Below are 10,324 nucleotides of genomic sequence, written 5' to 3' on the forward strand. Positions count from 1 at the left end.
GATCAGGCGAGATGCGCGGTGATGGCGTTGAACGCGGCGAACCAGCGCTGGTCGATCGGCACGTCCATCGCCTTTGGCTGGGTCGCGAGCTTGACGATGACAGTGTCGGAGTCGAGATCGACATAGAGGTGCTGGCCGTGAATGCCGATCGCGGTGATGGCGTTGCGCGACGGATCGATCGTGAACCATTTGCTGCGGTAGCGCGCGCCCGGGAAGAACTCGGCGAGATCGCCATCGGCCCAGGCCTGGGGATCGCCGTTCTCGCGGATGTCATCGATCCACCAGCCCGGCACCACTTGCCGCCCTTCGACCACGCCGCGGCAGCGGATCATCTCGCCGAAACGGATGAGGTCGCGCGCGGTGACCGAGATGCCGCCGGCGATGCGGCCCATGCCGTGGCTGTCCAGCGTGAGCGAACCGTCTTCCTCGGCGCCCAGGGGCTGCCAGAGATAGTCCGAGAGGATGCGATGGTAGGGCATGCCGCAGGCGCGCTCGTAGACCCAGCCGAGCACCTCGGTGTTGGGTGAGACGTAGTGGAACACCTTGCCGTGCGGCTTGCCGGTGCTGCGCAAGGTGGTGAGATAGGCGCGCTGGTGGCCGGGCTCGACGCCATCAGGCGGCACGTCCCAGCCCGAGGAGAAGCGGTAGCGGGCGACGTCGCCGGCGGGGTCCTCGTAGTCCTCCTCGAACTTGATGGCGACGGCCATGTCGAGCAGGTTGCGGACGGTGCAGCCGGCATAGACCGAGGTCTCCAGCTCCGGCACGTAGCGCAGCACCCTCGCCTCGGGATCGACCAGGCCGCGCGCGGCCAGCACGCCGCCGAGCGTGCCGGCGATCGCCTTGCTGATCGAGCAGATCAGGTGCGGCGTGGTCGCGCTCATGCCGTCGCCGTACCATTCGTGGATCAGCGTGCCCCGATGCATCACGAGCAGCGTATCGGCAAAGGTCTCGCGGAGCGTGGCTTCGATCGTGGTGTCTTTGCCGTCAGGCGCGGTGAAGCTGAGCTTTGCCAGTTCGCGCGGCGCGCTTTTCATCAGCGTCGGCTGAGCCGAGCGACGGATCTCTGCGGTGGGCAGCACTTCGCGGGTGTGGGTGAAGCCCCAGCGGATCGCGGGAAAGGCACGCCAGTTGGCGCGGGTCACCTGGGCCTCGGGCGCAGGCGGGCTGCCGCGCATGATCTCGGTCGGTCGCATCTCGATCCCTCCGCGAAGGCCGTCCGGCTGCGATGTCGGAACGGCAGGCCGGAAGCCTGCACCGCGGCGCGATCAGACGTTATCGAGATCCGGCAATATTTTGCTGGACAGCGCCTCTGGCCGTGCCAGTCTGGCGTGGTCCTTGCTCGCTCCTCGGCTTAGGGATTCCGACGTATCGCCATGGCCTTAAGCGCAACTCTTCCGATTCAGGACTCGGCTGCCAGCCTGTTTCAGGCGAGCAGCACGGATGTCGATGAGCACTGCGCCGCCCTCGGCCGCTGGCGACTGAGCTACGACCAGATCAGCGCTGGTGCCTTCAGGGGCAGTTTCACCCAGCTTTCCCTGCCCCGTGTCGACGTGTTTCGCGAGATCACCAGCCAGCAGGTCCGCCAATATGGCCAGCTTGGCGCGGACAGCTTTGGCATCGGCCTGCCCTGGGACAGCGCCGGCGAGCTCAGCTGCAACGGGACCAGCGCCAGCGGTGCCCGGGTGCTCGCCAGCATCGATGCCGAGATCGACATGTGCACCCCGAAGGCCTTCGAGCTGCGCGGCGTTGTTGCCAGCACGGTGTTGATCGCGGAGCTTGCGGCTCGGCTCGGCATCGAGTTGCCGCGCACCGTCTGGCACCGGTTGCAGTTGATCGAAATGGCGGAAGCGCCGGTCGCGCGGCTGCGGACGCATCTCGCAGCCATTCAGGCAACGATCGCGACCGCCCCGGAAACGTTCAACCATCTGGCCGCCAGACAGGCGCTGGAAGACGCCCTCCTCGTCGAGATCATGGACATGCTGCCGACTGCACGGCCGAGCGATCCCGGCCGCAGCGCGGCGGCACGGAGGCGCACCGTGGATCGCGCCCGCGAGCTGATGCATGGCAGCGGTGATCGCTCGCTCTCGCTGCTGGAGGTCTGCAAGGTCGTCGGCGCCAGCCCGCGCAAGCTCGGCTATTGCTTCCAGGACGTCGTGGGCACCAGCCCGATGCATTATTGGCGCGCGATGCGGCTGAACCGCGTGCGCCGTGACCTCAAGCGCGCCGGCGGCATCGAAACCTCGGTCTACGACGTCGCCGTGCAGCACGGCTTCTGGCACTTCAGCCAGTTCTCGCTCGACTACAAGCGCCACTTCTCCGAAAAGCCTTCGGAGACCCTGCGGCGCGCCAGGCTGGCCGCCTGACGCGCGCCGTTCGCCTTACCAGGTCGGCAGATAGGTGCCCTTGAAGCGCGTCTCCAGGAACGCCTTCACGGGTTCGGAGTGATAGGCCTCGATCAGTTGCTTCACCCAGGGCTTGTCCTTGTCCTCCTCGCGGACGGCGAGGATGTTGACCCAGGGTCCGTCGGCGCTCTCCTGCGCGACCGCATCCTTGGCCGGATTGAGGCCGGCCTGGACGGCGTAATTGTTGTTGATCGCAACGAGGTCGACGTCCTGCAGCGCGCGCGGCAGCTGGGCGGCGTCGAGCTCGACGAAGCGGAGCTTCTTCGGGTTGTCGGTGATGTCGGCGATGGTCGAGGCGACGTTGTTCGGGTCCTTCAGCTTGATCACGCCGTGCAGCGCCAGGATCATCAGGCCGCGTGCGCCGTTGGAGGGATCGTTGGCGATGGCAACGCGTGCGCCCTCGGGAAGGTCGGCCAGCTTCTTGTACTTCTGCGAATAGACGCCCTGCGGCGAGCCGATCGTGTTGGCGACCTTGACGATCTTCCAGCCGGTCTTGGAAATCTGGTTCTTCAGGTACGGCTCATGCTGGAACGAATTGGCCTCCAGATCCTTCAAGGCCAGCGCCTGGTTCGGGATCACGTAGTCGGTGAACTCGACCACCTTGATGTCGAGCCCGCGCTCGGCGGCGACCTTCTTTACGACGTCGATGATCTCGGCGTGGGGACCGGCGGTGACGCCGACGCGGATGGTTTCGGCGTGAGCTGAGGTCGCAAGCAAGGCTGCAGCCGCAAGGGTTGCGAGAAAACGCATGGAAGTCTCCAGTTTCAGATTGATCGGTTCAGCGATGCCGCAGCCGGCGATTGACCCGCCGCGCCAGATAGTCGCCCGCGCTCTGCACGAGCTGCACCAGCGCGATCAGCACGACCACGACGGCCAGCATCATCTCCGGCATGAAGCGCTGATAGCCGTAGCGGATGCCGAGATCGCCAAGGCCGCCGCCGCCGACCGCGCCGACCATGGCGGAATAGCCGAGCAGGCTGACCACGGCGAGCGTCAGCGCCAGCAGCAGGCCGGGCAGCGCCTCCGGGATCAGCACCTTGAGCACGATCTGCATGGGCGAGGCCCCGAACGAGGACGCGGTCTCGATCAGGCCACCGTCGACCTCGCGGATCGCGGCCTCGACGAGGCGCGCGATGAACGGCGCCGACGCAATCGTCAGCGGCACGATCGCTGCGGTCGAGCCGATCGAGGTGCCCGCGACAAGCCGCGTGAACGGGATGATGGCGACCACCAGGATGATGAAGGGCGTCGAGCGCGTCGCATTGACGATGGCACCGAGCACGCGGTTGACGAAGGGGGCTGCGAACAGCTCGCCCTTGCGGCTGGTTGCGAGAAAGACGCCGAGCGGCAGGCCGAAGGCGGTGCCGAGCAGCGCGGCGATACCGACCATGTACAGGCTCTCGCCCGTGGCCTGGATGATCAGGTTGATGAGTTCAGGCGACATAGCCGAGATGCTCCGCCGAAAATTGATATTGAGACAGCCAGGCGAGGACCCGCCCCTGCGCATCCTCGCGGCCGGGAATGCCGAGAACGAGCGAGCCGACATGCTGGCCGCCGATCTCGTCGATGCGGGCCGACAGCAGCGCCACGTCGAGGCCGAGCTCGCGGGCGAGCCGCGCCACCACGGTGTCGCCGGCCCCTGCCCCGCGCACCTGGACGCGGATCACGGCCTGCCCGCCGGCAGGCGGCTCCGCCACGATCCGGCTCGCCAGCGAGACCGGCAGGCTGTCGCCGATCACTTCGGCAAGGAAGGACTGCGTGATCGGGTGTTTCGGATGCGTGAAGATGTCGGCGACATGGCCGCTCTCGACGACGCGACCGGCATCGAGCACCACGACGTCCTTAGCAAGCTGGCGCACAACGGACATTTCATGGGTGATCAACACGATGGTGACGCCGAGCTCGCGGTTGATGTTGGCGAGCAGGTCGAGGATCGCGCGTGTGGTCTGCGGATCGAGCGCCGAGGTCGCCTCGTCCGACAAGAGCACGCTCGGCCGCGTCGCCAGCGCGCGGGCAATGCCGACGCGCTGCTTCTGGCCGCCGGAGAGCTCGGACGGATAGCGGTCGTGCTTGTCGGCGATGCCGACGAGCGCGAGCAGCTCGGCGACGCGGGCTTTGATGTCGGCCCTGGTCCAGCCGGCGATCTCGAGCGGCAATGCGATGTTGTCAGCCGCGGTGCGCGAGGACAGCAGGTTGAAGTGCTGGAAGATCATGCCGATCGAGCGCTGCGCCAGCCTGAGCTCGCGGCCCGCCAGCGCCGAGATATCGCTGTTGTCGACGATCACGCGGCCCGTGGTCGGCTTCTCCAGGCCGTTGATCAACCGCACCAGGCTCGACTTGCCGGCGCCGGAACGGCCGATCACGCCGGTGATGGAACCGCGGGGAATCGCGAAGTCGATATTCTGCAGCGCGTTGACGCCGGGCTTGCCGCGATAGGCGGGATAAATCTTCGAGATGCCTTCGAAGCGGACCATGGCGTCCGGCTCAGTTGCGGCACGCGACATCGCTTCGGGCGGCGCGATCGGCTGTCCGACGACAAGCGATTGGTGAGCGTTCATGGAGACGGCCTTCATGCACAATAGTTCTCTCGCTCACCCGAAAAGGCAAACGAAAGCCGGGTCGCATCAGCGACTGGGGGTGGAACAGCAACAGGCGCCTCAAAGTGCCGCGCTGCATCGCAGCACGCACCATCGCCTTTTCCAGTCTTTCTTGCAATGTCAGATATTTGCGAGGAGGTGGACGAAGATTTCCCAATCCCACCCCGGAGAAGAATATTCCCTTCGCCGGGGGTATCAGCCTCCGGCTCGGCTCATCCCATCTGCAGCCAGGGCAGCACGATCAGCAAGAGCCCCGCGAAATAGAACAGCCCGAAGATCAGGCCAAAGCCCCAGAACTGGCGCTTGCCGATATAGCCGCTGCCGAAATACATCGGCGCCGGTCCCGTGGCATAGGGCGAGATCACGCCCATCAGGCCGAGCGAGTACATGCACAGCATGGCGAGCGTCGTCACCGGCAGGTTCGGGATGCCTGATCCCACCGCGAGCACCACCGGCAGCACGGCGGCGGCATGCGAGGTGATGCTCGAGAAGAAATAGTGGATCCAGAAGAACAGCGCGACCAGCAGCAGCATCGCGGTCGACGGCGCCAGCCCCGCGAGCGGCTTTGCGTATTCGGTCGCGAACCATTTGATGAAGCCGATCTCGTTGAGGCCCGAGGCCAGCGTCAAGAGCGAGGTGAAATAGAAGAACACCTCCCAGGCGCTCTTCTCGCTCACGATATCGGCGAACTCGATCACGCCGGTCACCAGCATCAGGGAGATCACGATGAAGACGACGGTGGTGGCATTGACGAAATTGGAGCCGAGCACGGGAACGTGGATGTCCGGACTGGAGCCCGCGATCCACAGGAACATCGCGAGCACGATCAGGCCGAGCATGATCCATTCGTTGCGCGACATCGGGCCCATCGCGGTGAGCTCCTTCGCCGCCCATGCGGAAATCTCCGGGCTGCGCTTCACCTCGGGGCGGCACACCAGATAGCTGAGCAGCGGCACCACGACCATCAGCAGGATGCCGAGCGGCGCGAAGCCCACGAACCACTGCCCCCAGCTCACCTCGACGCCGACGGTCTTCTTGGCGATCGCCAGCGCCGCCGCGTTCGGTGCGAGCGCGGTGAAGAACAGCGAGCTCGTGATCGCGGTCGCGGCGAACGCCGTCCACATCACATAGGTGCCGATCCTGCCCGCGGTCGGTCCCGGCTCGGAGCCATAGATTCGCGGGATGTTGGAGATGATGGGATAGACGATGCCGCCGCTGCGCGCGGTGTTGGACGGCGTTGCCGGCGCGAGCAGGAAGTCCGACATCGCCACCGCATAGCCGAGCCCGAGCGTGTTGCGGCCGAGCCGCTGCACCAGCACCAGCGCGATGCGCCGGCCGAGCTGGCTCTTGCGATAGCCGATCGAGAACACGAAGGCGCCGACGATCAGCCAGACCGTGCTCTCGGCAAAGCCCGCCAGCATCCAGCGCAGCGACTTGCCGGGATCCGGATCGATGTAGCCGGCAACGCCGGCGACGGTGAGGCCAATGAAGCCGACCGCGCCGACCGGCATCGATTCCAGGATGAGCCCGGTGATGACGGCCGCGAACACCGCGAAATAGTGCCATTGATTGACGTTGAGCCCGGAGGGCGCCGGCCACAGATAGATCACCAGCCACACCGCGAGCGGTGCGACCAGCTTCCAGCGAAATCCCTTTGCCTCAGGCGCCTGCGAACTGGCGGTCATGGGCCCTCCCCTCTGATGTCGTCGCCTCGTGCGGCTCGTTGGCCGAGCCTGCTTTGGTCCCTGTGCGGCGTATACGGACTGTCGGGGGTGCGATCAATGGCCTGGCATTTGATGGCTTGGCATCAAACGGCCCGGCATCGGTCTACCGCCCCTTGAAGTGCGGCTTGCGGCGCCCCAGGAACGCCTCGACACCCTCCTTGTGATCCTCGCTGAAGCCGGCGAGCGCGAACTGATCGACGTCCATGTGACTGGCGAGATCGTCGAGCGCATGCGTGAGCCGGTTGACGGTGAGCTTCGTCATCGCAACCGAGAGCGGCGGCTGCGCGGCGATCTTGCGCGCGAGATCCATGGCGGCATCGAAGGCATGGCCGGGGTCGGTCACCTGCTCGACCAGGCCCCATTCATAGGCCTCATCCGCGCTGATGCGCTGGTCGGCCAGGATCACCGCCTGCTTGGTGCGGGCCGGTCCCATCAGGTGCAGCATGCGCGGGATGCTCTGCCAGCTCATGTTCATGCCGAGCCCGATCTCGGGCACGCGTAAGTGGGCGTCGTGCCCCATCACGCGAAAGTCGAGCGCCACGGCGAGCGCGACGCCGCCGCCGACACAAAAGCCCTCGATCGCCCCGATCGTGATCTGCTCCATCTCCTGCCAGGCATGGGTGAGGCGCGGCCCGAGCTTGAGGTGCCGGCGCAGCGTGCCGAGATCCATCTCCTTGCGCGAGCGGCCCTCGGGGTCTTTCAAGTCGAAGCCGGCGCTGAAGGCGCTGGTGCTGCCGGTCAGCACCACGACGGAGGTCGTCGCGTCATCCTCGAAACTGCGCGCCGCGGCGGTGAGCTGCCGCAGCGCCTCGGGCGAGAGCGCGTTGATGCCGTCGCCGCGGTCGAAGCGCACGATTGCGATCCGTCCCTCCGGCCCGTGCCCCTTCTCGATCGTCACATAATCACTCAACCGTCGTCTCCCTGTTCTTGTTGCTCTTGATCACAGATGCCCGGTGCGCCGGTGCTCCGGCTCACTGCCGTGGACCGGAAACCGGATCGTGGTGCCGATGGTGATCCAGTTGGCGTTCTCGCCGGTGATGTTGCGGCCGTAGATCACGTCGACGGAAAATATCTCGTTCGGCCGGTAGCGTAGCCCGGTCTGCAAGCGCGGCTGCACGACGCTCGCGACCTCGGATGCCCCGGCCTGGCCGTACGCCTCGATCGTCCATTGCAGCGTGTCGGTGAACTTCCAGTCGAAGCCGACGCCATAAGTCAAATAATGGCGATCCACGGTGCGATCCCACAGCCAGCCGCCGTTCACGTTGATGCGCATGGTCTCCGAGAGGCGGAAGGTCGCGGGGATGACCGCGAAAGCGGACAGCGCCTCGCCGGTCGTCACGTCGAACGATCCGCCGCTATAGGCCGACAGTCCCCATCGTCCGATCCCCGTCGGGATGAAGTTCGTCTTGGCTTTCGGCGCCACGGTGGTGCTCCAGTCGCCGTCGCTGCGGGCGCGGATGGTCTGCAGGCTCAGCTCGACCGGCCTGAAGGGATCGACCACGCAGGAGGGATTGGCGACGGCCGCGACATCGGTGTTGGTCGCCATCGACAGCCAGCTCTCGACCTTGCAGGAGCCGACCTCCGAAATGTCGGCGGCATCCACCGCATAGGCGCCATTCGCGGCGCGCGCATCCTGCGCCGGAAGTGCGACAAGAGCCGCGATTGCGGTGATAATTGCGGTTTGTGAAGCCCAGCCCATGGGGGGATGTTAGCAGAGTCTTCGCCTCGACAAGGCCCGGATTCTGGGACTATCTTCGCGCCATGAGTGAACATCATCACGACCACGATCACGACCATTCCGAACTCTCGGAAACCGAGCTGCGCGTGCGCGCGCTCGAGACGATCTTGACCGAAAAAGGCTATGTCGAGCCCGCCGCGCTCGATGCCATCATCCAGGCCTATGAGACCAAGATCGGCCCGCACAACGGCGCCCGCGTGGTCGCCAAGGCCTGGACCGATCCGGCGTTCAAAAAGGCGCTGCTGGAAGACGGCTCCAAGGCGATCGGCACGCTCGGCCATGTCAGCCGCGTCGGCGACCATCTCGTCGTGGTCGAGAACACGCCGGAGCGGCACAACATGGTCGTGTGCACGCTGTGCTCCTGCTACCCCTGGGAAATGCTGGGGCTGCCGCCGGTCTGGTACAAGGCCGCGCCCTATCGCTCGCGCGCAGTGAAGGATCCGCGCGGCGTGCTCGCCGATTTCGACGTCAGCCTGCCGAAGGACATGGAGATCCGGGTGTGGGATTCCACCGCCGAGACGCGCTTTTTGGTGCTGCCGATGCGCCCCGCGGGCACCGAGGGCTGGAGTGAGGAGCAGCTCGCCGAACTGGTCACGCGCGATTCCATGATCGGCACCGGATTCCCCAGGACGCCCGGAGCGCCGTCATGAACGGCGTGCACGACATGGGCGGCATGGACGGGTTCGGCAAGGTCGAGGCTGAGATCAATGAACCCGTCTTCCACGAGGAATGGGAGTCCCGTGTCCTCGCCATGGTGCGCGCGATGGGCGCGGCCGGCGCCTTCAACATCGACACCTCGCGCTTCTATCGCGAGACGATCCCGCCGCACGTGTATCTGTCGAGCTCCTACTACAAGAAATGGTTCCTCGGGCTCGAGGAGATGCTGATCGAGAAGGGCTACCTCACCCGCGAGGAGGTCGCTGCCGGTCATGCGATGCAGCCCGGCAAGACGCTCAAGCACGGCAAGTTCGATCTCACCCAGGTCGAGCGCATCATGGTGCGCGGCAAGTTCGCCCGCCCCGCCCCTGCACCGGCGAAATTCAACATCGGCGATCGCGTGCGGGCCAAGAACATCCATCCGGCCACGCACACGCGGCTGCCGCGTTACGTGCGCGGCCATGTCGGGGTGGTCGAGCTCAACCATGGCTGCCACGTGTTTCCGGACACGGCGGCGATGGAGCACGGTGAACATCCGCAATGGCTTTACACGGTCGTGTTCGAGGGCCGCGATCTCTGGGGCGAGGACGGCGATCCGACCCTGAAGGTCTCGATCGACGCGTTCGAGCCCTATCTGGATCCGGCGTGATGAGCAGCGCGCTTGCCGCCGCCGCGACGGCGGCCATTCCGAGCATTCCCCGCGACGACGACGGCCCAGTGTTCCGTGCCCCCTGGGAGGCCCATGCGTTCGCGATGGCGTTGAGCCTGCACGAGCGCGGCGTGTTCACCTGGCCGGAATGGGCCGCGAGCCTCGCCGCCGAGATCAAGCGCGCGCAGGCCGCCGGCGATCCTGACACGGGCGAGACCTATTATCTGCACTGGCTCGCCACGCTGGAAGGCCTCGTCGCCAGCAAGGGCGTCGCCTCGATGGACACGCTGCACCGCTATCGCGACGCCTGGGACCATGCGGCCGATCGCACGCCGCACGGCAAGCCGATCGAGCTAAAGCCGGAGGATTTTGCGGGTTAGTCTTGCGGCTTGTTTGAGTGCACTCGCGCCCCAACTACCGCTGTCATTCGCCGCGCAGGCGGGAAATCCAGTACGCCGCGGCTTCTCGGCTCAAGCACGGTCTCTGGGATACTGGATCACCCGCCTTCTGTTTAGTCCGGAGACATGGCTGACACCTGTTCGGACACATCACTGACA

The 10,324-nt window shown here is 65.8% G+C and carries 11 protein-coding genes; 4 read left to right on the forward strand and 7 right to left on the reverse strand.

Annotated elements, in window-relative coordinates:
- Positions 1-2: 2 nt before the first annotated feature.
- Positions 3-1,193, reverse strand: coding sequence for a serine hydrolase domain-containing protein (locus tag CO669_RS33800; protein WP_097666852.1), 1,191 nt, complete (start codon positions 1,191-1,193; stop codon positions 3-5).
- Positions 1,194-1,373: 180 nt separating this feature from the next.
- Here CO669_RS33800 and CO669_RS33805 point away from each other — a divergent pair, with 180 nt between their 5' ends.
- A complete protein-coding gene (locus tag CO669_RS33805; protein WP_097666854.1) occupies positions 1,374-2,363 on the forward strand; it encodes a helix-turn-helix domain-containing protein in 990 nt (329 codons plus the stop codon).
- Between the two features lie 15 nt (positions 2,364-2,378).
- Here the strand turns inward: CO669_RS33805 and CO669_RS33810 are convergent, their stop codons facing one another.
- From CO669_RS33810 to CO669_RS33835, 6 genes are all read right to left on the reverse strand, one after another.
- Entirely contained in the window at positions 2,379-3,152 is a 774-nt protein-coding gene (locus CO669_RS33810; RefSeq protein WP_097666856.1) for a MetQ/NlpA family ABC transporter substrate-binding protein, read from the reverse strand.
- Between the two features lie 28 nt (positions 3,153-3,180).
- On the reverse strand, positions 3,181-3,846 hold the full coding sequence (locus CO669_RS33815; RefSeq protein WP_097666858.1) for a methionine ABC transporter permease: 666 nt from the start codon (positions 3,844-3,846) through the stop codon (positions 3,181-3,183).
- Positions 3,836-4,975, reverse strand: a complete 1,140-nt coding sequence (locus CO669_RS33820; protein ID WP_198964400.1) for a methionine ABC transporter ATP-binding protein — start codon at positions 4,973-4,975, stop codon at positions 3,836-3,838. The genes CO669_RS33815 and CO669_RS33820 overlap by 11 nt, the downstream gene beginning before the upstream one ends.
- Before the next feature lie 236 nt (positions 4,976-5,211).
- Entirely contained in the window at positions 5,212-6,684 is a 1,473-nt protein-coding gene (locus CO669_RS33825) for a DASS family sodium-coupled anion symporter (RefSeq protein WP_097666860.1), read from the reverse strand.
- Between the two features lie 142 nt (positions 6,685-6,826).
- Positions 6,827-7,633 carry an enoyl-CoA hydratase/isomerase family protein gene (locus CO669_RS33830; RefSeq protein ID WP_097666862.1) on the reverse strand — a complete coding sequence of 269 codons (807 nt, stop codon included), beginning with the start codon at positions 7,631-7,633 and terminating at the stop codon, positions 6,827-6,829.
- A gap of 30 nt (positions 7,634-7,663) precedes the next feature.
- Positions 7,664-8,422, reverse strand: a complete 759-nt coding sequence (locus CO669_RS33835) for a PA4824 family protein (RefSeq protein ID WP_097666864.1) — start codon at positions 8,420-8,422, stop codon at positions 7,664-7,666.
- A 62-nt stretch (positions 8,423-8,484) separates the two neighbouring features.
- On the opposite strand from CO669_RS33835, the gene nthA reads away from it, so the two are divergent.
- Genes nthA through CO669_RS33850 form a run of 3 tightly spaced genes read left to right on the forward strand, consistent with a single transcriptional unit; the run spans position 8,485 to position 10,147 of the window.
- Positions 8,485-9,111, forward strand: a complete 627-nt coding sequence (gene nthA, locus CO669_RS33840; RefSeq protein WP_097666866.1) for a nitrile hydratase subunit alpha — start codon at positions 8,485-8,487, stop codon at positions 9,109-9,111.
- Positions 9,108-9,767 carry a nitrile hydratase subunit beta gene (nthB, locus tag CO669_RS33845; protein ID WP_097666868.1) on the forward strand — a complete coding sequence of 220 codons (660 nt, stop codon included), beginning with the start codon at positions 9,108-9,110 and terminating at the stop codon, positions 9,765-9,767. The genes nthA and nthB overlap by 4 nt, the downstream gene beginning before the upstream one ends.
- The gene (locus CO669_RS33850; RefSeq protein WP_198964401.1) at positions 9,767-10,147 is read left to right on the forward strand and encodes a nitrile hydratase accessory protein; all 381 of its coding nucleotides are present in this window, start codon (positions 9,767-9,769) and stop codon (positions 10,145-10,147) included. The genes nthB and CO669_RS33850 overlap by 1 nt, the downstream gene beginning before the upstream one ends.
- Positions 10,148-10,324 lie beyond the last annotated feature (177 nt).

Origin of the sequence: Bradyrhizobium sp. Y36, from assembly GCF_002531575.1 — a bacterium.
In the GTDB taxonomy this organism is placed as follows: Bacteria; Pseudomonadota; Alphaproteobacteria; order Rhizobiales; family Xanthobacteraceae; genus Bradyrhizobium.